Origin of the sequence: Lysinibacillus sp. NPDC047702, from assembly GCF_050272555.1 — a bacterium.
Classification (GTDB): domain Bacteria; phylum Bacillota; class Bacilli; order Bacillales_A; family Planococcaceae; genus Lysinibacillus.
Map to the genome: position 1 here is coordinate 55,614 of NZ_JBNNMG010000014.1, position 21,821 is coordinate 77,434.

Annotated in this window: 21 protein-coding genes; 8 read left to right on the forward strand and 13 right to left on the reverse strand. The window is 36.8% G+C overall.

Annotated elements, in window-relative coordinates; all coding sequences use genetic code 11:
* Window positions 1-102: 102 nt before the first annotated feature.
* Window positions 103-1,599: a class I adenylate-forming enzyme family protein gene (locus ACQKIM_RS09700; RefSeq protein ID WP_427542600.1), complete on the reverse strand. Its 1,497-nt coding sequence runs from the start codon at window positions 1,597-1,599 to the stop codon at window positions 103-105.
* Between the two features lie 236 nt (window positions 1,600-1,835).
* On the opposite strand from ACQKIM_RS09700, the gene ACQKIM_RS09705 reads away from it, so the two are divergent.
* Window positions 1,836-2,441 (forward strand): metallophosphoesterase family protein, encoded by a 606-nt coding sequence (locus ACQKIM_RS09705; RefSeq protein ID WP_427542674.1) that lies wholly within the window; start codon window positions 1,836-1,838, stop codon window positions 2,439-2,441.
* A 46-nt stretch (window positions 2,442-2,487) separates the two neighbouring features.
* Here ACQKIM_RS09705 and ACQKIM_RS09710 read toward each other — a convergent pair whose 3' ends face one another.
* Window positions 2,488-4,239 (reverse strand): protoglobin domain-containing protein, encoded by a 1,752-nt coding sequence (locus ACQKIM_RS09710; protein WP_427542603.1) that lies wholly within the window; start codon window positions 4,237-4,239, stop codon window positions 2,488-2,490.
* Window positions 4,240-4,651: 412 nt separating this feature from the next.
* Here ACQKIM_RS09710 and ACQKIM_RS09715 point away from each other — a divergent pair, with 412 nt between their 5' ends.
* A complete protein-coding gene (locus ACQKIM_RS09715) occupies window positions 4,652-4,870 on the forward strand; it encodes a hypothetical protein (protein WP_427542606.1) in 219 nt (72 codons plus the stop codon).
* Window positions 4,871-5,410: 540 nt separating this feature from the next.
* Here ACQKIM_RS09715 and ACQKIM_RS09720 read toward each other — a convergent pair.
* The 5 genes from ACQKIM_RS09720 to ACQKIM_RS09740 all read right to left on the reverse strand — a co-directional run bounded on the left by ACQKIM_RS09720 (window position 5,411) and on the right by ACQKIM_RS09740 (window position 7,133).
* The gene (locus ACQKIM_RS09720) at window positions 5,411-5,992 is read right to left on the reverse strand and encodes a DUF305 domain-containing protein (protein ID WP_427542609.1); all 582 of its coding nucleotides are present in this window, start codon (window positions 5,990-5,992) and stop codon (window positions 5,411-5,413) included.
* 176 nt (window positions 5,993-6,168) lie between these two features.
* Entirely contained in the window at window positions 6,169-6,354 is a 186-nt protein-coding gene (locus ACQKIM_RS09725; protein ID WP_427542611.1) for a cysteine-rich CWC family protein, read from the reverse strand.
* 79 nt (window positions 6,355-6,433) lie between these two features.
* Entirely contained in the window at window positions 6,434-6,631 is a 198-nt protein-coding gene (locus tag ACQKIM_RS09730; protein ID WP_427542614.1) for a gamma-type small acid-soluble spore protein, read from the reverse strand.
* Between the two features lie 15 nt (window positions 6,632-6,646).
* On the reverse strand, window positions 6,647-6,856 hold the full coding sequence (locus ACQKIM_RS09735; protein WP_427542617.1) for a hypothetical protein: 210 nt from the start codon (window positions 6,854-6,856) through the stop codon (window positions 6,647-6,649).
* Window positions 6,857-6,899: 43 nt separating this feature from the next.
* Complete coding sequence (locus ACQKIM_RS09740; RefSeq protein WP_427542620.1) at window positions 6,900-7,133, reverse strand: hypothetical protein; 234 nt, start codon at window positions 7,131-7,133, stop codon at window positions 6,900-6,902.
* 119 nt (window positions 7,134-7,252) lie between these two features.
* Between ACQKIM_RS09740 and ACQKIM_RS09745 the strand changes: the two genes are divergently transcribed.
* Window positions 7,253-7,747: a L,D-transpeptidase family protein gene (locus ACQKIM_RS09745; RefSeq protein WP_427542623.1), complete on the forward strand. Its 495-nt coding sequence runs from the start codon at window positions 7,253-7,255 to the stop codon at window positions 7,745-7,747.
* A 50-nt stretch (window positions 7,748-7,797) separates the two neighbouring features.
* On the opposite strand, the gene ACQKIM_RS09750 is transcribed toward ACQKIM_RS09745, so the two are convergent.
* Entirely contained in the window at window positions 7,798-8,562 is a 765-nt protein-coding gene (locus ACQKIM_RS09750; protein ID WP_427542626.1) for a DUF2935 domain-containing protein, read from the reverse strand.
* 134 nt (window positions 8,563-8,696) lie between these two features.
* Here ACQKIM_RS09750 and ACQKIM_RS09755 point away from each other — a divergent pair, with 134 nt between their 5' ends.
* Window positions 8,697-10,406: a ribonuclease J gene (locus ACQKIM_RS09755; protein WP_427542629.1), complete on the forward strand. Its 1,710-nt coding sequence runs from the start codon at window positions 8,697-8,699 to the stop codon at window positions 10,404-10,406.
* A gap of 44 nt (window positions 10,407-10,450) precedes the next feature.
* Here the strand turns inward: ACQKIM_RS09755 and ACQKIM_RS09760 are convergent, their stop codons facing one another.
* Window positions 10,451-11,131 carry a restriction endonuclease subunit S gene (locus tag ACQKIM_RS09760; protein ID WP_427542632.1) on the reverse strand — a complete coding sequence of 227 codons (681 nt, stop codon included), beginning with the start codon at window positions 11,129-11,131 and terminating at the stop codon, window positions 10,451-10,453.
* A 210-nt stretch (window positions 11,132-11,341) separates the two neighbouring features.
* Here ACQKIM_RS09760 and ACQKIM_RS09765 point away from each other — a divergent pair, with 210 nt between their 5' ends.
* The gene (locus tag ACQKIM_RS09765; protein ID WP_427542635.1) at window positions 11,342-11,731 is read left to right on the forward strand and encodes a helix-turn-helix domain-containing protein; all 390 of its coding nucleotides are present in this window, start codon (window positions 11,342-11,344) and stop codon (window positions 11,729-11,731) included.
* Window positions 11,732-11,895: 164 nt separating this feature from the next.
* Here ACQKIM_RS09765 and ACQKIM_RS09770 read toward each other — a convergent pair whose 3' ends face one another.
* Window positions 11,896-12,774 (reverse strand): radical SAM/SPASM domain-containing protein, encoded by an 879-nt coding sequence (locus ACQKIM_RS09770; protein WP_427542638.1) that lies wholly within the window; start codon window positions 12,772-12,774, stop codon window positions 11,896-11,898.
* A gap of 193 nt (window positions 12,775-12,967) precedes the next feature.
* Between ACQKIM_RS09770 and ACQKIM_RS09775 the strand changes: the two genes are divergently transcribed.
* Window positions 12,968-13,333 carry a hypothetical protein gene (locus tag ACQKIM_RS09775; protein WP_427542641.1) on the forward strand — a complete coding sequence of 122 codons (366 nt, stop codon included), beginning with the start codon at window positions 12,968-12,970 and terminating at the stop codon, window positions 13,331-13,333.
* Window positions 13,334-13,436: 103 nt separating this feature from the next.
* Here the strand turns inward: ACQKIM_RS09775 and ACQKIM_RS09780 are convergent, their stop codons facing one another.
* The 3 genes from ACQKIM_RS09780 to ACQKIM_RS09790 form a co-directional block, all read right to left on the reverse strand.
* The gene (locus tag ACQKIM_RS09780; protein WP_427542644.1) at window positions 13,437-14,840 is read right to left on the reverse strand and encodes a SpoVR family protein; all 1,404 of its coding nucleotides are present in this window, start codon (window positions 14,838-14,840) and stop codon (window positions 13,437-13,439) included.
* A gap of 47 nt (window positions 14,841-14,887) precedes the next feature.
* Window positions 14,888-16,045 carry a sporulation protein YhbH gene (yhbH, locus tag ACQKIM_RS09785; RefSeq protein WP_427542647.1) on the reverse strand — a complete coding sequence of 386 codons (1,158 nt, stop codon included), beginning with the start codon at window positions 16,043-16,045 and terminating at the stop codon, window positions 14,888-14,890.
* Between the two features lie 165 nt (window positions 16,046-16,210).
* Window positions 16,211-18,106, reverse strand: coding sequence for a PrkA family serine protein kinase (locus ACQKIM_RS09790; RefSeq protein WP_427542677.1), 1,896 nt, complete (start codon window positions 18,104-18,106; stop codon window positions 16,211-16,213).
* 309 nt (window positions 18,107-18,415) lie between these two features.
* Between ACQKIM_RS09790 and ACQKIM_RS09795 the strand changes: the two genes are divergently transcribed.
* Both ACQKIM_RS09795 and ACQKIM_RS09800 read left to right on the forward strand, forming a co-directional pair.
* Complete coding sequence (locus ACQKIM_RS09795) at window positions 18,416-19,417, forward strand: M23 family metallopeptidase (protein ID WP_427542650.1); 1,002 nt, start codon at window positions 18,416-18,418, stop codon at window positions 19,415-19,417.
* A 296-nt stretch (window positions 19,418-19,713) separates the two neighbouring features.
* Entirely contained in the window at window positions 19,714-21,408 is a 1,695-nt protein-coding gene (locus ACQKIM_RS09800) for a methyl-accepting chemotaxis protein (protein ID WP_427542653.1), read from the forward strand.
* The last annotated feature ends 413 nt before the right edge of the window (window positions 21,409-21,821 follow it).

Here is a 21,821-nt window from a genome sequence, read left to right on the forward strand (position 1 = left end):
GCAAGGCTTTTACACAGGGTAGCGGAAGCCCAAGACACAATATCTATGTCTTTTTAAAGAAACGCAATCCACAGAGATTTCCTTTTTCTATTTTAACAATATTTAATGCGTACTTACCTTTGGACGCAAGGTATGTTTTAAAACCTTTCCTGAGGCATTACGCGGCAGTTCAGCTAAAAATTCAATCTCATAAGGTACTTTATATTTTGCAAGCTGCTTTTGACAATAGGCCAATATGGATTCTTCATCAAGGGCTTTTCCTTCCTTTAATACGACAAATGCCTTTGGTACTTCACCATATACCTCATGTGGCAGTCCAACTACCGCTGCCTCTAAAATTTCAGACAGCTGATATAAAACTTCTTCTACCTCAATTGGATAAATATTTTCGCCGCCGCGAATAATCATATCCTTTTTACGATCAACAATGTAAAGGTAGCCCTCTTCATCAAAACGGCCTAAATCTCCTGATAAGAGCCAGCCATCTCTAATCGTTCTAGCTGTTTCTTCTGTATTTCGAAGATAGCCCTTCATTACTTGTGGTCCTCTTACACAAATTTCTCCTACCTCACCTGCCGGCACAGACTCTCCAAAGCTATCCACTACACGTACCTCTGTTTGTGCCAATGGTTTTCCTACTGACCCAATTTTTGTTAATGCGTCCATATCTAAAAGAGAAGTAGCCGCGGGGGAATTTTCAGTTTGACCATATAGGTTTTGAACTTTGACATTTAGAAATGCCTCTTTCACTTGCTTCACAAGCTCATAAGGCATCGGAGCTGCTCCATAACATAATAAACGCAAATGCTTAAAAGTATGTTCCATAAAGCCAGGTGTATTTAAAATCATCGTATACATCGACGGAACACCGAAAAAGATTGTCGCATCTGTCGTAGCAAGCTGTTTTAATGTATTTACTGGTGAAAAGGCTTCTTCAATGATAACTGTACCGCCTTGATAAAACATTGGCATTGCAAATACATGAAGCCCTGCACAGTGAAATAAAGGTGTACAAATAAACATTCTATCTTCCTTCGTCATATCCATCGAGGATGACCATATTTTCGCCGTTGAGACAATATTTTGATGTGTTAGCATTACTCCCTTTGGCTTACCTGTCGTTCCAGATGTATACATAACAACTGCTGTATCATCATTCACCAATTTGACAGAACGTCGCTGACAAGTATGACTCTCTATAATTTTTTCCATTTCCTTAAACCCAACAGCATGTGAAAAAGAATATGGAATATCCGCCAGTATTTCATTTAATCGCTCATCATAAATGAGTCCTTTTGCTTCTGAATGATTAAAAATAAATTCGACTTCTGGAGCCGCTAATTTTGTATTTATGGGCATAACCACAAAACCTGCTAATTGAACTCCGATATACGCAATTAAAAATAAATCTGAATTCAATGTATATAAGGCTATTACATCTTCTTTCTTATAACCTTGCTCTTGTAAATAAGCCGCAAAAGTTTCGGCACATTTGAAAAATTCTTGATAGGTTAACCTTTTTCCATCATACAACGTTGCAATTCCTTCAGGTTGTTGCACAGCATAGTTTTGTAAAATATCCGTCATTAGCATTGTCATTATAAGCCCCCAATTTTTTATTTTTAACATCAACTACCACTAATTAGTCTTGGCTCTGCATAATTTTCAGAAAATTATGATTATATTCTAGCAGGCTATCAAAAAGGTGGCAATTTTTCTACCTATTCGAAAATATGAAAGACATGCTTCAAAATATACTTAGACATTTTACTTTTCTATCAATTTCTGTTAGGTGTATGATACTTGTACAATATTTTAAGAAAGGCTTGGTTAAAATGCAGTACGCACTTTTAGGAGATTTACATTCTAATATAGAAGATACAAGGGCGGTGTTAGCTCATATTCAGCAAACTGCCAAAGATGCTAAAATAATAGGTTTAGGTGATTTATATGAATGTACTGTGAGTAAGAAAAAGGCTCAGACGGTGTCCGGTTTATCACTTCAAAAAGCTGCCATTGTCAATAAAGACTTTGAAAATTTACTGACGTTTCCTTCAATTCGTGGTAATCAAGAGGAACGTATTACTCGTGTAACAGGCATTGAACGATTTATAAAACTACCTGAAACAATTGAAATTGAAGGGGCATTACTAATGCATGGCCATCAATTTAAATGGAGCGTGTCATGGCAGCCAACATTTCCTTCATTTAAAAAATCACTCCTTTTCTTTGGACATAGCCATGAATCTGGTCTTTATCATGGTAATAAAAAACTACCTATTCGAATTCGTTTTGGTCAACCAATCGTGTTACAGGACAAGCAATATGGCATCAATGTTGGCTCAGTTGTTGATCATCGTGAGTGGTGTCTCTATGACAGCGAAAAACGAACAGTAACATTTATGTGTGCATCCATACTTGAAAAGGTAAGTGTTTCATAAGCAAGAAAATAGAAAGGGCTCTCCCGCATAGGAAGACCCCTTTGTATTAATGTATATATTGTTTTTTCTCGTTCATTAAAATTTGCTTTAGCTCTTTTAGTTTGTCGATGACAATATAGGATTCTTTTGTTATTTCAGTTAAATAAGTTTCGGCCACTGATTTATTACCTCGATTATATTCATGAACTGCCTTTTTTGCCAGTTCATGCACATGGATAAAAGGACGCTCTAATACAATGTATGCTTGCTCATTACTCAACAGCTTTTTCCCTGTACCGTAATACCATTCGCCAAGTCGAGACTCCTTTGGAGAACCAACATCCTGTTCAGTCATTGTTTCAAAGCCTAGCAATAAATTATATATTTTCCAGCGCCATAATAAATGGTCTGTAATTGCCAGTTCAATTATATCCTCTTGACTGATGATAAAGTTTTTTGAAATAGTGGATGAACGATAACCATCAATCATTTTACTTAGCTTATAAATTGCAGAACCCATATCAAACACAATCACCTTACTTTTTTGCATGCTCTCCGTCATATTTCGATTACGCTCTGAAATTTCCGATGATGATTCTGCCTGTGCCCTAGCTGTTGTCGCAATTTCCTCAAAGCGTATTCCTTGCTGCTGAAGATTTTTATTTAATTCTGTAAGCGTTTGTGAAATTTGTAGTGTATCTGTAACACCCTGATGTAAATCCTGTGAAAATTGATTTGTTAAGTTACTAATATTATTTGTAATAAGCAGCAGCTCCTGAATATCAGTATGAATGGATTTTACCGATGTATTTGTATCATCTGCTAGCTTTCGAACCTCTTCTGCTACTACAGCAAAGCCTTTACCAGCCTCACCTGCACGTGCAGCCTCAATCGAAGCATTCAGTGCCAATAAATTTGTTTGGTCTGCGATTCTTTTAATCAGCTCCATTAGCTTCGCTACACTGTTAACTCGATCAACTAAGCGAACAATATCCCCTTGCATGGACTTATGACCTTCATCTGTTGACTGTAAAATGGAAGAAACTTGCTGTAGTGATTCTAAATCCCCGTTTAATTTTTTTAATGCCTGTTTTGTATGAGTGGAAATATCCCCTACAGAAGCTGCTATTTCCTCTATACTTGCATCTAAATCATGCATGGAGTTGTCCACCGCAATGATTTCCTTTTGTTGAATATCTTGAAATTCAATAAGCTCTTTAATTGAGTCTAATTGCGTATTATATGTAATAATCTCGCCTAAGCCATTGACTACTGAGCCTCCTTGAATTTCAATGTATGTCTCAAGAATAATTTGTTGGTCAATCGTTACTAAACTATCATAAGACAGTAATACATCAAGCATTTTATCCTGATCACGGGATAATTCCTTCACAATCAATGGGATAATTAATTGATTTATAAGCGTATAGGCAGAAATCATCCAGTTTGGCAAAACACCGATTCGTGCATGAACATAAGCAATTTTCCGTCTTTTAAACACATAGTCTAAGTCCAGCTCATCATCAAACAAGCTGATAAAATGATTGTCGAATAAGCCTTTTAAGCGTTCCACAGTTGAGTGCGTATTGATAACATGATTGAATTCTGGTATTTCTAATAAACGATCGTAAAAGTTATCTAATATTTCCCTCCTATTATTTTCGTAAATTTTTCTTAAGAAACTTACAGATTCTCTTCTAATTCTAGATAATGCGAGGAAATCTAGTTTTTCTTTAAAACGCTCATTTGCCTCAATGTCTGAATTTTTTTCGGCTGAAAAATAATCATAGTCTAGATTAATTTTCTTTCTTTTGAACATAATGGCTCACTCCCTTAATGTTAAATACAATCATCACAATCTATAATTCATTAAGCTTTCTTTTCAATTCTTATCCATTACTTGGCACCTTTTCATCCATTAGCAATTATCATAATTATGAATGAAAATTAGCATATACATTTTACCAATAATACAAAAACTAGCATAGAATCTCTATAAATTCTTTACACTTTCTTATTCTTTTGTACACCTTATTGACAATTTCATTTTGTCATATCTATTTATATTCAACAAAAAACGCCAAAATCTTCTTTTGATTTTAGCGTTTTTTTCATGTTGTTGAAATACTATTATGTCGATGACATCAAGGTGATAAATTAAAAAGTATAGCCCATTTTCAAAACGAGGGGTTGATCTCCGTTCCGACTGAGTGCTTTCCTGGGGGCGTCCGATGAGCCGCTTCACTCGCATTGCTCGCTCCAGGGTCTCATCTGTGACGCTGAATCCCCAAGGAGTCACTCAGTCTACACTCCAATCAACCGTTGCTCATAGTATTTTCTATTGGCATTTCACACTAATGTATAGTGATAAGTTTGAAGTCTTAGCCATCATTATATTGTGCAAAAATGTAGCTTTGATAACATTTTTCAATGCGAAAGCAGAGCGGTAGCAATAAGTGGCTTTATGTAAAGTCAAAGTGGTTTTATCCATAAAATGCAGGACAACAACTATAGAATTGTGTCACTATTGTATCCATTTAATGATGGTGAGTAACATGCTTTTACTTTTCTTTTGAAGGAAGAAAATATTTAAAGTTCTACACTATTGCTGATTGGAGTGCAAGGTTACTCGACTCCCGTGCGATAACGAGACAGACGAGACCCTGAGGCCAACACGATGTTGGTCACGAAGGCGTTGTTGCTGTCGCTACGCTTTCGCACAGATAAATTGTCACAGGACGTGACGCACTTAGTCTTCGTTCCTCTAGCGCAGGAAACGGCTCGTCGCTCGCCCACAGGAAGCCTTGCTCTGCGCGAAAGCGAAGCGTCAGCGGCAAAGCGAGTAGCCTGGAACGGAGATCACCTTCATTTGACTTAGGAGTGTTCACAAAGAGTCTCTTGACCATTTAGTTTTTCAACACTATGAAAAAACGCCAAAATCTTCTTTTGATTTTAGCGTTTTTTTCGATAGGTCTTATTTTGCGATAAAGCTAGCAATTTTCACAATCCTTTAAAGCATCTAGAAGTTTTTCCATATCACAAATCTGCTGGCACATTGTATCAATCATACATCTTAGAATTGGTATTAACTCTTGGCAAATACAGAATCTTAACACATTCTGTGCCAGTCGAACCCCACCCTGGTGATGAACAATCATTTCTCTTAAATAGTTGATATTAATATTATTAGAGACTGGTGGTGCGCACATCGCCTGGAACATCACTTCAGTAATTTCTTTATAGGCACACATATATTCATACAATTCATACTCCGAATTTTGGACGATACAGCATCTATTTTGTATCGCTTCCAAACATTCTAACGTCTCTGTACTTGTTTTAATAATTTCTAAAGCAAGATTTTGAACAGGTATATTTGTTGTAAAGCGTAAAACATTTTCTGACATCTTAATTGCAGCTACTTGATGTGGGATAATTTGTTTAATAAAATTTTCAGAAATACTACATGTAATGGTCACATAGGTCATACCCTGCATCATCTTATCGAGGATTCGTTTATATTCCTCTAAATACGCCTTTGTTACATTACTGAGTTCAATTGATTTAGTCATTAGACACACTCCTTTCAGAGTAATGTATGCCTGAAAGGTTGATGTGCGGTAGACAATTGTACCAATGAATAATCATTAGTTCCTTCTTACAATATGTTTTTATTATTTTAGCGTGTCAGGAGTATAGTATGGCTCACTGGACGTTTTTGCTACACTTCTCTACATTACGATCAAGCTTATTTCGTATTGTTATATGTATCCATACAATTTTGACAAATGCATTTGCGTAAATCCTGTGGCACTTTTTGAAAAATTTCTTCAGGAAAATACACAGTCATGCACCAACAATCCTTTTGTCCTTGGATTACACCACAATGATTATCTTTTCCACATAACGGACAATTGTTTTCCTCTACTGTCATTGGGCAAAACACCTCCTAGTCATTACTCTACATAATAGCAAAAGAGGAGTACATAGATACATACCCCTCTAAAATCGACTTATTGCTTTTTTCCCTGAATCTGCTGCTTTACCTCTGTTACGTCTGTATCACTATACTTCTCTGTACCGTGCCCGCCATTTTGAGCCAAAAGCTTTTTAACCTCATTGTAAGATAAGCCTGCCTCAGCATTTTTTCTTTTGACATCATTAATATCGGTACTAGCAGCAGTATACTGGGCTTCATTTGGGTTATTCATAGCATTTATGACCTCCTATAATTCATCAGGCTGCAATTCAATTAGTTCGTCACCTTCACGTTGCACTTTTTTATTAAGTTCTGCAATCGGTATAGCGTCTACCGTTTGCATATCTTCGTGCAAATCAAAAATACTAATCCTATCTGAATCAACCATATCAGGCTTATCCTTACTTGCTAAATTCATAAACATCTTTTTTTCATGTGGTAAATTATCTTTATCCATTATTCACACTCCTTTTACATTAATGTGTGTAATGGTGAGTATATTATGTGTTTTTCATTTTTACACTTTTATCAACACGATGATATTCAGAAATTTGTATAACTCTCACATGCTTTGTATGCAGTTCATGATATATTCCTCTACTATCTGTAAAGGATATATATTGATCCCGTTCGCTTCGTACCAATGCTTCCGCCTTTTCCTGAGACTCAATATGAATAAATCTCCTGACATAATGCATTTCATCAAAGAAATACGTTATTTTAAACTCTTTCATTTAGCTATAGCTCCTTAATTACTGGATTTACTGCTTATCATATCTTATTATGTACTACTTTATCGGATTTTTTCATACCCTTAGCATATCTTATAGTAAAACAATAGGAGGTGATGCCATTGATTCATACAGTGAACGCAGGAGAAACATTGCCTCAAATAGCAAGTGATTATCGTACACCACTTTCATCTATCATTGCAGCTAATCCAGAAATCAATCCAAATGCACTTTATATCGGACAGCAACTAATTATCCCTGGTTTCCCTAATCCCAATACAATTCCTTATAAAATTGAAATTTCCACAGATAATCGCTGGCTTCGATTATATAAAAATGATGTTCTGCAAAAACAGTATCCCATTGCAGTTGGTAGAATGCTACATGATACACCAACCGGCTATTTTATTATTATAAATAAGGCTCCGAACCCTGGTGGTCCCTTCGGCACAATGTGGATGAGTCTTTCTAAGGAGCATTACGGCATTCATGGAACCAATGATCCAAGCTCTATTGGGCATGCCGTATCGCATGGCTGTATTCGCATGCATAATCAGGATGTTGAGGAGCTAGCGAGCATTATTCCAATCGGCACGAGTGTATTTATTCATCCTTAGAAAATTAAAAGGCTATCTCTTCTTTCGTTGTCAGATAGCCTCTTTACCAGTTATTCTACCTCTCTAGATTGCGCTAGCTTCGATAAATAATATTGCTCCTCTCTCAGCATATGATCCGCCATAAGAGCTGTAAACGTTCCTAATACTTCTGCACTTAGCTCCATTTCCTCTAACTCCCGTAAAAAGGTTTTGAATAATGTCATTTCTAGCTCTACTTCTTTATTAAAGCGATTTAATGCGGGGAATGCGTCTATATTTGAACGTAAATAACCTGTAAGCTCAACCGCTTTCAAATAAAATTGATCAAAATGCTGAGCAAATTCATAGCTTTTTTGCTTCAATCTTTTTTCTACCCCATCCAAATCATCTTTAATGATTCCTGCATGCCCTGATGCATCTAAAAGCCAGAGTAAATGATGATGTAGCTCATGAAAAATGGGTGGGACTTCCCCTTTTTTGAGATAGCTAAGAACAATTTGATACTCCTCTAATTCATTAACCATATGATTAATAAAGGTCGGCGATAGATGAATATTAATATTTCCTATTAATTGCTTTCTGAGGATATAAAATTTAAATTGCTTTAGTTGTTCTACCGCATCATCAACAGTAACTGAAAAGGCTACCGCATTATTGGCATCTATTGAATTCACATAAGTAAGAAGCTGTGTAAATTGATGAATAAATGAGCTCGCTTTTTTAATTTCCTCTGTCTCTGATGGATATAATGAATCATGAATAAATTGAGCATGATCTTTCAATATCCTCAGCCAAAACCTATGCTCAAATACTGCATGTTGTAAGTAATTCGACAAGCAACTACATCTCCTTTATGTTGTTCGTTGCTCTATTCTATTCTTCTTAAAAATCTAATATTAATAATCGGATAAAAGTTAATCCCTCAAATTGTGTTTCGTATAGGATGAAACGCTTATAGCTATACTACATAATGCTGAAGCAACAAAAAGAATTGGGAGGGATTCGCTTGTCCATAAAAAACAATATATTATCTATTTTTGCTTTAGGTGGCATTAATGAGATTGGCAAAAATATGTATGTCGTACAATATGGAGACGATATACTGATCATTGACTGTGGTGCAAAGTTTCCAGATGAAAGCTTGCTGGGGATTGATTTAATCATCCCTGACATTACGTATTTACAGGAAAATAAAGAAAAAATTAAAGCATTAATTGTGACACATGGACATGAGGATCATATTGGTGGAATTCCTTACTTTCTAAAAAAGTTGAATGTTCCTATTTATGCCACAAGATTTACGCTTGGATTAATCGAATTAAAGCTAAAAGAGCATAAGCTTTTACGAGAAACCGATTTAGTAGAAATCCACTCCGATTCATCATTAAACTTTGGACAAGTTGATGTTAGTTTCTTCCGAACAAATCATAGTATTCCTGATTGCCTAGGAATCGTTTTCCACACCCCTGAAGGAAACGTAGTACACACTGGTGATTTTAAATTTGATTTAACACCTGTTAATAATCAATTTGCAGATATTCATAAGATGGCTGAAATCGGCACAAATGGCGTATTAGCTCTTATCTCTGAAAGTACCAACGCAGAAAGACCGGGGTTAACACCATCAGAAAAGCTTGTCGGTGATCATATTGAAGAGGCATTTTTACATGCCGAGCGTAAAATTATTATTTCTACGTTTGCCTCAAATGTGAATCGTATTCAACAAATTGTCAATGCTACTATCGCTACGGATAGAAAGCTTGCATTGCTAGGTCGCAGCATGGTGAATGTGGTGGATGTAGCACTTGAGCGAGGATATTTAAACATACCAGAGGACATGTTAATTGATGCACGAGAAGTAAAATATCTCTCTCCGGAGGGAGTAGTCGTTCTATGTACTGGTAGTCAAGGAGAGCCATTGGCAGCTCTATCACGGCTAGCAAGTGGTAGTCATCGTGAGGTGAAAATCTTACCTGATGACACTGTTATTTTAGCTTCATCCCCTATCCCAGGAAATGAGAAGGGTGTTTCACGCATTGTCGATAATTTATTTCAGCTTGGCGCAAAGGTTATTTACGGCTCCTCTAGCCATACAGGTATGCATGTTTCAGGACATGGCTATCAGGAGGATTTAAAACTAATGCTCACTTTAATGAAGCCAAAATTTTTCATTCCCATTCATGGGGAGTTCCGTATGTTACACCAGCATCGTTTGCTTGCAGAATCTGTTGGTGTCAAAAGAGGACATACCTTTATTATGAAAAATGGGGATGTAGTTGATATTGAAAATGCTAAGGCTAGGCAAAACCGAAAAATCCCGTCTGGAGACACGTATGTAGACGGCATAGGTATAGGTGAGGTAGAAGGCATTGTCCTACGTGATCGTAAACAGCTTTCAGAAGATGGTATGTTAGTCATCGTTTTAACACTTAGTAAGACTGATGGAACATTTATTTCAGAACCTGATACAATTTCACGTGGTTTTGTTTATGCGAAAGATTTCGAGGAGCTTTTGACAAAAGTTAATTTTCTTGTGAAAGAAACAGTCAATGAGCTACAAGAAGAAGGTAGACAGCAAATTCATGTCTTAAAAAGGGAAATTAAACGCGCTGTTGGTCAATATCTTTTTGCACAAACAAAAAGAAAACCAATGATACTGCCCATTATTATTGATATATAAAAGTCGGTGCGAGGGTTCACCTTCTCTCGCACCACTGATTTACTTTACTGAATACTGAATGATTTAAAAAAATCTGTAGCATGTATGTCCTTGAGTAAATCGCCCTTAAAAATTCTATATAACAAAAGATTGTAAAGATGCTGCCCCTGATTAAAGCCATGATATACATTTTTTACTTGCCCTTCTATAGTCGAGGTAAATTGATGAAAATACTGTGGTAGTCCATCTATTTTGGTCAATAGAAATTCTTTATTTTTTATTAAATGCTGCACTGTATTTAAAATTTGTACCATACTATACTGAACCTCTATTATTGGAACATTGAGGGAAATCCGATATAGATGATACCATTCTTTATTTACTTGATACCAGTTCAGAAAATGGTATAAATAATCACTTAAAATAATCGTTTCATCTGGAATAATCGCTATAAGATCATGGGCAATCCATACCTCATCTTCACACTGATATACATGTTTATTGCTAGCATTTAAATTAGCCTTCGTAAGTATGATGGTTTTCGCGGGTACTGTTGTACATTTAAAATATTTTTCATATGTACAATTAATTTTTGGTAATTCATCCATTTTACCATCAAGTATTAGCTGCTTTAAGTATTTAGCTGAAATGAAGGGAGATCCGCTTTTTGAGAAATATTTCTTTTTCGGTACTATTTCACCAGTCTCTATTATAGCTATTTCGTCTAATCGATAACATTTAACCATGCTTAAATCCTCCAATCCTAACATCAAATTTACATACATTGAAACTCATTAAAGAAACATAAATGTTGTTTTTCACATCCAGCTCACCTTAATAAGAGCTTCCTTTTATCAATTGTACCATTTTAATATAACTTTATCTCTATTATACCACTATAATAGTATATGCATTTTCAAGGTTTTTCACTAGCTTTTTACATAGAGGTGATTCATATGTCAGACTTTTTAAAGCTAGTAGGTGAACAACTCCGTATTATTAGAGTATCCAAGGGACTTAGTCAGGAAGAAGTCGCAGAAAGAACGGGAAAATTAGGTTTTAGCAAGGGGAGAGTTTCAAATATTGAACATGGGCAATCGAATATTACATTGAGCACTTTAGAAACACTAATAAAAGCGTTAGATATTGCCCCTGAGGAAGTTTTTAATTTTCAAAAATTATCTGGCGTTACTGATATTGAAGAAAAGAATCTCATGCTTGATATACATCGTTCATTATTAAGGGAACGTAATTTAGACGAGGTAAAATACGTAGTACGCATTACGAAGGATTTTTTAGATACGATTGATTCACAATCAAAGAAAAACAGCTCCAATGGTCAATAGCATTGGGGCTGTTTTAACAGTAAGATTACCACACCTAGAAAGCTATGACGTTCAACAGCCCCTATCTAGCACAAATACAAGTCAATCATGCACATATACTCATCAATTCAGCAATCTCCCCCTCAAAACGAAAATTTCCTTATATATTCGAAAACACCAAGGAATTAAGACATACCAAACTTTTGGCGGTAGCCGCATTTTCTACAAAGCTCCTCAACCGCTTCTCTCCGTGAAAAACCATCCACAATATTATTTGCTCGCTCTCCTTCTACAATTTCACCAAAGGATTTCTCATGCACATTCCCTAAATTGATGACCCCCTCACCATCTAGACAGCATGGCACGACAGTACCATCCACTAAAATAGCTGCTTGACTTCGAAGAGCATGACAAAAACCTTTGCCTTCATCCTCAGGGGCGAGTAAGCTTGGCCACCTAAATTCATGATCCTGATTTAAATAAATATTATGGGCAATTTTTACACCTTTACCAGGCTGTACTTTTTCTTCAATGCGATAGTCTAGATGGTATTCATTCTCTAGAACTTCCAATGTTTCACGGTTTCTACGGGCAGCGATATCAGAGACATGATCCTTTTGTAAATTCCATAAACGATAGGAAATAATTGTATTGTATTCTCGCGCAGCACGAACGAAATCCAATATATCTCCCAAATATTTTTCACGATTTTCTGATCCCTCATGTCCATCAAAGCTATGTAAAGAGAAATTGATTTGACGTAAGGCTGGTTTTCCTAGCAGCTTTTCACGATTTTTTTTAATCAGCGTACCATTTGTTGTAATATTCACTTTAAAACCTTTTGCATGTGCAGCATCAAGTAGCTGGTCAATCCGTGGATGTAACAGAGGCTCACCCTTTACATGCAAATAAATATATTTTGTGTGTGGACGTATTTCATCCAGTATGTTATTAAATTGTTCCACCTTTATCAGACCCTTTGCACGGGCAGTTGGCGGACAAAAGCTACAGGCTAAATTACAGACACTTGTTATCTCTATATAAACCTTTTTAAATGTTCTCAATGTTGATTCACCGTTCCAGTTCTATAAATATTCAAATCCTATTTATTTTAACAAATTTATATGATAAGGGGCATCTTTCAGTATTTATGTCTTAGTCACTCATATTATTTATCATTATCTGGCTACATGTACAAGTAAGTTTGAAAAACATTAATATTTTAATAATGATACTAAAAAGAAGGGAGTGAAAACTATGTCTGATCATAAACGTGATAACGAACATTCAAAGGATCAAGCTAAAAATCATATTACCATCAATTTTACTTTTAATATCGGCAATACAGATATCCACTTTGAACAAAGGGCTGAGGGTGGCGGGCAAATCAATAAGGATGTTGGCACTAATGCCAACCAAGGCGGGCAAAATGCAATTAATGGCAGTACTAGAAACGTAAACTCTCAATTCGCCGATGGAAATGGTCGAAGCGGTATTGCTGGGAACGATAATGATGAGGCTGGAGGTCAACAAGGAATAAAAGTAAGAGATAGTCTAGTTATCGACAGTGATATCCATTCATCCTCTAACCACAGTGAAAGTAATGAAGAGGAGAATGAATAAGTATTGACACACCGAAAAATAAAAGCTTCTATCTGGAGGAATATTTTATTCCAACAATTATAGAAGCTTTTTGTCTGAAAGAGCGTCAACCTGTAACTCTCTTTCAGACATTTCGTTTATAATTCTTTGTGCCATCATACGAATATAGCACTGGCTTACTGTCAACATTTGTTTCTAAATGAACAGGTCGCCCCCAGAGCTGATAAATATACGGCAGGACATTTTCTAAATAGTGTGGATCTAGCTCCATTCCCTCGTAGCCATGTACTAAATAAAGCTCCCCATTTCGAAGATAATCTCCATTTTTGACAACGATATAAGGAAACCCTCCATTTACACGCATAGAAACAAGCTGATCCCTTACCATCTCATATTCCTTATCCGTAATACGGTATTCATTACCCTTTTTTTGAAATAAATAGAGATCTTCTTGTTTCGCTAAATCCTTTGTTAAATAGTTGCGAATAAAGGATATATCTGATTCTATCTCTCTTACCTCAAACATTTTTTCCCTACCTGAATTGGGTTGAACACCTAACTTTTTCATTTCTTCTGTTGGATGATTAAAACGATTTTCAATATCCTCAAATATTTTCACACCAAGATAATAAGGATTTATAGATGTCTTTGAAGGCTGCACTACACCTGCATTTAATTTTGCATATTCGATTGTTTCCGCTGTTGTTAGTTTAAGCTCCCGCATAATGCGCTGATGCCAAAAGGAAGCCCAGCCCTCATTCATAATTTTTGTTTCTAGCTGGGGCCAGAAATAAAGCATCTCTTCTCGCATCATCGTCAACACATCTCGCTGCCAATCCTCTAGTTCACGGCTATGCTCTTCTAAAAATAATAATAGATCCTTTTCAGGCTTTGGCGGAAACTTCTTTATTTTTCGACGAATTGGATTCGATTGTTTTTCCTTGTTATCTAAATTCCACAAATCATCATAAGGTGATTTTGCGGGGATAATTTCCTCTTCAAATTCATCCGCTGTATCCCAGGATAGCTTTGGACGTAAAATGGATGGATCGATATGCTCCTGAATCGCTAAAACCGCATCCAAAAACTTTTCAACCTCATCCTTGCCATAGTCTCTTTCATAGCCTGCAATCCGTTCAGCAGTGGCTGTCATGCTTTCCACCATATCTCTTCTAGTATTAGAGAAGCGTACATTATTTTTAAAGAAATCACAATGTGCCAACACATGGGCAATTATTAGTTTATTTTGTGTTAAAGTATTTGTATCAAGCAAAAATGCATAGCATGGATTCGAATTAATCACTAGCTCATATATTTGACTTAGTCCTAAATCATATTGAAGCTTCATTTTATGAAACTGTTTCCCAAAGCTCCAATGTGAAAATCGTGTAGGCATACCATATGCGCCAAAGGTATAGATTATATCTGCTGGACAAATTTCATAACGCATTGGAAAAAAATCTAAGCCAAAGCCTGAGGCAATTTCCGTAATTTCATCAATCGCTCGATGCAGCTCATTCATCTCCATTTTTTCTGCCCCCTCCCTTGAACATATATGCTTGAAACGTTTCGGATTTATTCCTCATCTTTTTTGAAAAAGCTCTTTAAGGCATCATACACATCGCCCTTCTTTTTCAAAATATGATACCTAAATTTCGGATCATCTATCTTTTTGTAAGTGTACATAAGTGTAGAAAAACGATTATGCTGATTCACTTCTCCATATCCAAACATACTCGAAACTTCCATTAACTCACCAACCAGTTTCAAGCACTTTTCATTATCCATCGAAATGTTCTCACCATCTGAAAAATGCACTGGATAAATATTGTAGCGAGAAGGATTATACTTTTCTCGAATTAGCTCCAACGCCTTTATATAGGCTGACGAGCATATTGTGCCTCCGCTTTCTCCCTTTGTAAAAAATTCCTCCTCTGTTACCACTTTCGCCTCTGTATGATGCGCAATAAACTCAATTTCCACTGTTTCATACTTAGAACGTAAAAATTTTGTCATCCAGAAGAAGAAGCTTCTTGCACAATATTTTTCAAAGGAACCCATCGAACCACTTGTATCCATCATCGCAAGAACAACGGCCCTGGATTCAGGCTTATCAACCTCATCCCATGTTTTAAAACGTAAATCCTCATTATGAATTGGTGTTATTTCTGGTTTTCCCTGCATCGCATTGCGCTTAAGTGCATTTAGAATCGTGCGTTTTTTATCAACGTTCCCCATCAGACCTTTTTTCCGAATATCGTTAAACTCAATTTTTTCAGTTTTAATATCTGCTTTTTCTTTCTGTTGTAGATTAGGCAGCTCTAGCTCATTAAATAAGACATTTTGAACTTCTTCAATGCTTACCTCAGCCTCATAATAGTCTTGGCCTGGCTTATCACCAGCTTCCTTTCCTTTACCAGCAGCTTGATTGCCTCTGCCTGGCTCGCGAGCAACTACATCCCCTACATTACTGTCTCCTTGTCCTTGCCCAACATGCTTGGAATTATCATAGTTATATCGAATTTTATATTCATCCAGTGAACGAATAGGAATTTTAATAACATCACGGCCATTGGACATGACAATACTTTCCTCACTAACTAAATCAGGCAAATTATTCTTGATTGCATCTTTTACTTTTTCCATATGACGTTGCTGGTCTTGGTGCCCTTTACGATGGAGGGACCAATTTTCCTGAGAGATGACATAGCGTTTGTTTTCGTGTTCAGTCATTTTTATCCTCACCCATCTGCTCAAATTCGCTTTTTCTATACTATGCTAGAAATCCTCTTTCTTGAACTTTTTTCGAGAAATCAATTATGTTCGTTTTTTTCAATATGAAGATAAAAGGAGTGGCCCTTAAAATGGGACACTCCTATTCACTCCTATCAAACTAGTTTATCGATTTAACAGACTACCCACATATTGCAATAATTCATTTGCAGATGCTGTATTATAGCCATGCTCATCGACTAATCTTGCAACAACCTCATTAATTTTCTTAAGCTGTGATTCATCCGGCATTTTTGAAGACGTTGTAATCTTCACGACATCCTTTAAGTCTGCAAATAATTTCTTCTGAATCGCCTCTCGTAATCGCTCATGAGAATTATAGTCAAATCGTTTACCTTTTCGTGCATAGGCAGAAATTCGAATGAGAATCTCTTCACGGAATGCCTTTTTAGCATTCTCTGAAATGCCAATCTGCTCTTCAATTGAGCGCATTAATTTTTCGTCAGGATTCATTTCCTCCCCAGTTAGAGGATCTAAAATTTTATTTTTATTACAAAACGCCTCTACATTATCGAGGTAGTTGTTCATCAATGTTTTTGCCGATTCCTCATACGAATATACAAAGGCCTTTTGTACTTCATTTTTAGCAATTTCATCGTACTCACGACGAGCAACTGCAATGTAATTCATGTATTTTTCACGGTCCTCTTGAGAAATGGAAGCATGTTGATCCAATCCATCTTTCAGTGCCCGTAAGACATCTAATGCATTAATAGATGGTATCTCTTTGCGAATAATAGCAGAAGAAATACGATTAATGATATAGCGTGGATCAATACCGTTCATGCCTTCATTTGGAAACTCTTTTTTAAGCTCCTCTAAGTCAACGGAATTAAATCCCTCCACATTTTCTCCGTCGTACAGGCGCATTTTTTTTATAAGATCCACACCTTGTTTTTTCGGTACTTCTAGTCTTGTGAGAACCGAAAAGATTGCTGCGGCCTTTAAAGCATGAGGCGCAATATGCACATGAGACATATCACTCTCTTTTATCATCTTTTCATAAATATGCTCTTCCTGGCTAACTTTCAAGTTATACGGAATTGGCATAACAATAATACGTGAATGTAAAGCCTCATTTTTTTTATTGGAAATAAATGAACGATATTCCGTTTCATTTGTATGTGCTACGATTAATTCATCAGCACTAATTAATGCAAATCGACCTGCTTTAAAATTCCCCTCCTGTGTTAAAGATAATAAATTCCATAAGAATTTTTCATCAAGCTTTAACATTTCCTGGAATTCCATCATACCTCTATTTGCCTTATTTAGTTCCCCGTCAAAGCGATACGCTCGAGGATCTGATTCTGAACCAAACTCCCCAATTGTGGAGAAATCAATACTACCTGTTAAATCTGCAATATCCTGTGATTTAGGATCCGATGGTGTAAATGTTCCAATGCCTACACGTCTGTCTTCTGAAAAAGTTATACGTTCAATCATCACATTTTCAATACGTCCATCGTATTCCTTTTCAAGACGCATCGTATTTAAAGGTGATAAGCTTCCTTCAATTCTTATGCCATATTCCTCTAAAAATTCATTACGCAAATGATGAGGAATCAAATGTAGAGGATCTTCATGCATTGGACATCCCTTAATTGCGTAAACTGCGCCTTCGTCTAACCGCGAATATTGCTCAAGTCCACGTTTTAACAGGGTCACGATTGTTGATTTCCCTCCACTTACGGGTCCCATTAATAACAAAATACGTTTCCTAACATCTAATCTTCGTGCTGCTGGATGGAAATATTCCTCCACCAGTCTTTCAATTGCTGTTTCAAGCCCAAAAATTTCATGCCCAAAAAATTCGTACATTTTTTGCCCATCGCGTTCCTCTACACCAGCGCTTTTTATCATATTGTAGACGCGTGAATGGGCTGTTTGTGCAACTTCAGGTCTTTCCTTAATGATGCTTAAATAATCTGCAAATGTACCTTCCCACTTCAGCCGATTTTCTTCTTCGCGATAGCTTTTCACTTTATCTAAAATGTTAATAGCCTTCCCTCCATTCAGGGCTTGATTTATAACATAGTATGAAGTAAATGACATTATGATACCCATTACTTTTTCTTTGCCAAAGTTTCTTCCTATTGTTTCTATTTATTTACCGCATACTAGGATGGAGTTAACACTGAATAAATGAGGTGTTGCCAATCATTTTCATCGAATTTTCATTTTAAATATTGCTCCACAGTATTAGTTTAATTTAGTAACGTACCACAGCAATCCACTTCTTTTCCCACAAAAAGTGCTGAATGAAGAAAAAAAATTCGGTTATTCTAACGGTAGAAAGGAGGTCCATTATTGAATCGCCATTTTATTTTTCTTTTATCATGGATATTATTATGGAGTTATACAAGCCCTGTGATTGCTTTAGCCAATGATAAACCCTCAGAAGAAGAAATTTTACAGCAACGCATGACCTATTATGTCCAATTTGATGAATTACTCATCCCCTGGCATTTCTTAGCAGCCATTGATCAATATGAGCGCAATCTGCAATCCGTTCGCAAGGACATACCAAAAAGAGGGGGTATTATCGCCATTCAATTTTCCGATGAATATTGGTCAGGCCCTTTAAATCCTATAAAAGAAGATACTTCTCCAGAAACGATAAGCTATTTTGGAGGAATGGGTCTCGATGGTAATGGTGATGGTGTTGCCAATCCAACAGACGATGCTGATGTCATATTTTCCATGGCTAGTTTTTTAAGCAAATTTGGAACAACTGATGAGGATTTTAAATTAGCTTTATGGGATTATTATGGAAGTGAGGAAGCTGTTAATCAAATCTTCACCATTTCCACTATGTATAGACATTTTAAAACAACCGAACTTTATGCTCATACCTTCCCAATCCCTACGAATTACGATTACAGTTATCGAGGTACATGGGGAGCTAACAGAGGCTGGGGTGGACGACGCATCCATGAAGGAACAGATATTTTCGCTAGCTATGGAACTCCTGTAGTTTCTACTTCATATGGCGTAGTGGAAATAAAAGGTTGGAACCAATTTGGTGGCTGGCGAATTGGTATCCGCGATAATCATAATTCATATCATTATTATGCCCATCTTGGTAGCTATCATAAGGATATTGAAGTAGGTGATATTGTCGAGCCTGGCACGGTTCTTGGTTATGTAGGAAGCTCTGGCTATGGCAAGGAAGGTACATCGGGTAAATTCCCTCCTCATCTGCATTATGGTATCTATAAATTCAATGGACGTACAGAATGGGCGTTCGATCCATATCCTTCATTATTACAATGGGAACGACTAGCCAAAAAGGCAAAGGCAAAACAGTAATTACTGAGCAGCACTTGATGCATTTGCAGCAAGTGCTTTTATTATTTAGGTATAAATACTTAACGAACAGAAAATTTTTTCAAGAATATTTCGAGAACATATACAATTAACTACTAACAAGATTTTCCTTTATTTATTATTGTACTAAAAAACTATTTTAAATTTTTCCACTAAAAGGACTTATTTATATATTGATTTAGTTATAAAATAATATTTGTACTATAATAATTTACATGTTAATACATTACTAAAATATGCTAGCATTTCAAAATTAAACAAATAAAAGGATGGGAAAGATGAAAGGGATATTTCAGTTTAAAACACTTAAAGCAAGGATATTAAGTGCATTTCTTCTATTGTTAGTTTTTGTTGTTTGTTTCACGACCTATACTTACATTTCCAATACGCAGATGGAAAAGCAAGCAAAGGGCTTAGTAAACGAAGATTTAATTGTTATGACAGCAAGTAAACATTTAGCCATGTCTATGAGTGTACGGTTATCTTCGGCTTTAAGCTATGTTATATCAGGCGACGAAAAATACATAGAGACGTTTAATCAATATCGACAAATTGCTGAGGAAAGCAATAGTATTGTAGAGAAATTTGAAAACACACCGGAGCGTGAAAAACTAGTAGCAATGGCACGGGAGTGGAGTAATCGTGTAAATACTCAAGTATTTGATGTCTATAAAAGAGGCGACAAGGAATTGGCATTACAAAATTTAACAGCCATTAATGACCTTGTAACAGAAGTTCGCATCGGTTATGAGGAACTAGCGAATAATCGTTCTGAATCTATTACAAAGGTTGGGAATGAGGTTGTCTCTACTAGCTCTAGCAATAAAACAATTGGAACGATAGCTAGTATTGTCTTGACAATTGCTGGTATTGTTATTGCCATTATTACAGCAAGTAAAATTTCAAAGCCCATTACCATTGTTTCAGAGCGTATGGGTGAACTAGCAGAAGGAAATCTTCGGCATGACCCATTGGTTGTTGATCAACGGGATGAAATAGGTCAATTAATGCTGGCCGCAAATGAAATGAATCAAAAATTAAAGCAAACGATTAGCTCGATTCATACTGTTTCAGAAACTGTAGCAGCTAGTAGCGAGGAGCTTGCTCAATCTGCCAATGAGGTTCAAACAGGAACAGAGCAAATAACCGTAACAATGCAGGAACTTGCCTCAGGTACTGAAACTCAGGCATTTACTGCAGGTGATTTAGCGGAAACCATGACATCGTTCCAACGTAGTATTCATGACACAACACAAGAAGGAATTGAATTGAAAGAGCATTCAGGTCATGTTCAAAATTTAACATCGACGGGTAAAAATTTAATGATCCAATCAACACAGCAAATGAACGCGATTAATGAAATTGTTTTAAATTCAGTGAGAAAAGTCGAAAGTTTAAACGACCAATCAGCAGAAATTTCCAAGTTAGTTTCTGTAATTGATGAAATCTCGAACCAAACAAACTTACTTGCTTTAAATGCTGCCATTGAAGCGGCTCGTGCAGGAGAGCATGGAAAGGGCTTTGCAGTGGTAGCTGACGAGGTACGTAAGCTGGCTGAGCAAGTCCAATTCTCTGTGACAGATATTTCAACAATCGTTAACCGCATCCAAGGAGAGACTAGCAATGTAACCTTGGCACTCCAATCAGGCTATGCAGAAGTAAAAAAAGGATCAGCTCAATTAAATCAGACAAATGAAACCTTTGAACAGATATCAGGTGCTGTTGAGGATATGATTCTCAACATTAATGCGATTTCGGAAAATTTAAATAAGCTAGCCCAAAACTCTGAGTCCATCAATACCTCTGTCGACGAAATGGCCTCGATTTCCCAAGAGTCCGCAGCAGGTGTGGAGCAAACAACAGCAACAGTAGAGGAAACCGCAAGTACTATGGAGGAAATTTCAAGAAGCGCTAGTCAGCTCGCAGGTATGTCTGAAGAGCTAAACAGTCAGCTGCAACAATTTAAAATCTAAAATTTGTCACTTCTTGATAACTGTGATTTCGGGGGATACTGGGATTGTACTTTACCTTGCCTGATCGATTCTTTGGCTTACCTGAGCAGTTTTCGGGGCTACCTGAGCACTTCGGGGGGCTGCCTGAGCAGTTTTTTGCCCTACCCGAGCACTTATGGAGGACACCTGAGCACTTTCACGTCCTACCCGAGCACTTCGGGAGGACACCTGAGCACTTTCACGCCCTACCCGAGCACTTCGGGAGGACCCTAAGCAGTTTCACGCCCTACCCGAGCACTTCGGGAGGACACCTGAGCACTTTCACGTCCTACCCGAGCACTTCGGGAGGACACCTGAGCACTTTCACGTCCTACCCGAGCACTTCGGGAGGACACCTGAGCAGTTTCCCTTCCTACCCGAGCAGTTCGGGGGGA

Excerpts from the sequence above, each read along its gene's own strand:
- ACQKIM_RS09730 (WP_427542614.1), bottom strand. The coding sequence starts at position 6,631 with ATGAATAACCCAAATGAAGCCCAGTATACTGCTGCTAGTACCGATATT.
- ACQKIM_RS09760 (WP_427542632.1), bottom strand. The coding sequence starts at position 11,131 with ATGGTTAAATGTTATCGATTAGACGAAATAGCTATAATAGAGACTGGT.
- ACQKIM_RS09775 (WP_427542641.1), top strand. The coding sequence starts at position 12,968 with ATGTCTGATCATAAACGTGATAACGAACATTCAAAGGATCAAGCTAAA.
- ACQKIM_RS09800 (WP_427542653.1), top strand. The coding sequence starts at position 19,714 with ATGAAAGGGATATTTCAGTTTAAAACACTTAAAGCAAGGATATTAAGT.
- ACQKIM_RS09715 (WP_427542606.1), top strand. The coding sequence starts at position 4,652 with ATGAGCCGCTTCACTCGCATTGCTCGCTCCAGGGTCTCATCTGTGACG.
- ACQKIM_RS09780 (WP_427542644.1), bottom strand. The coding sequence starts at position 14,840 with ATGGAGATGAATGAGCTGCATCGAGCGATTGATGAAATTACGGAAATT.
- ACQKIM_RS09740 (WP_427542620.1), bottom strand. The coding sequence starts at position 7,133 with ATGAAAGAGTTTAAAATAACGTATTTCTTTGATGAAATGCATTATGTC.
- ACQKIM_RS09755 (WP_427542629.1), top strand. The coding sequence starts at position 8,697 with ATGCTGAAGCAACAAAAAGAATTGGGAGGGATTCGCTTGTCCATAAAA.
- ACQKIM_RS09705 (WP_427542674.1), top strand. The coding sequence starts at position 1,836 with ATGCAGTACGCACTTTTAGGAGATTTACATTCTAATATAGAAGATACA.
- ACQKIM_RS09720 (WP_427542609.1), bottom strand. The coding sequence starts at position 5,992 with ATGACTAAATCAATTGAACTCAGTAATGTAACAAAGGCGTATTTAGAG.
- yhbH (WP_427542647.1), bottom strand. The coding sequence starts at position 16,045 with ATGACTGAACACGAAAACAAACGCTATGTCATCTCTCAGGAAAATTGG.
- ACQKIM_RS09700 (WP_427542600.1), bottom strand. The coding sequence starts at position 1,599 with ATGACAATGCTAATGACGGATATTTTACAAAACTATGCTGTGCAACAA.
- ACQKIM_RS09725 (WP_427542611.1), bottom strand. The coding sequence starts at position 6,354 with ATGACAGTAGAGGAAAACAATTGTCCGTTATGTGGAAAAGATAATCAT.
- ACQKIM_RS09735 (WP_427542617.1), bottom strand. The coding sequence starts at position 6,856 with ATGGATAAAGATAATTTACCACATGAAAAAAAGATGTTTATGAATTTA.
- ACQKIM_RS09710 (WP_427542603.1), bottom strand. The coding sequence starts at position 4,239 with ATGTTCAAAAGAAAGAAAATTAATCTAGACTATGATTATTTTTCAGCC.
- ACQKIM_RS09765 (WP_427542635.1), top strand. The coding sequence starts at position 11,342 with ATGTCAGACTTTTTAAAGCTAGTAGGTGAACAACTCCGTATTATTAGA.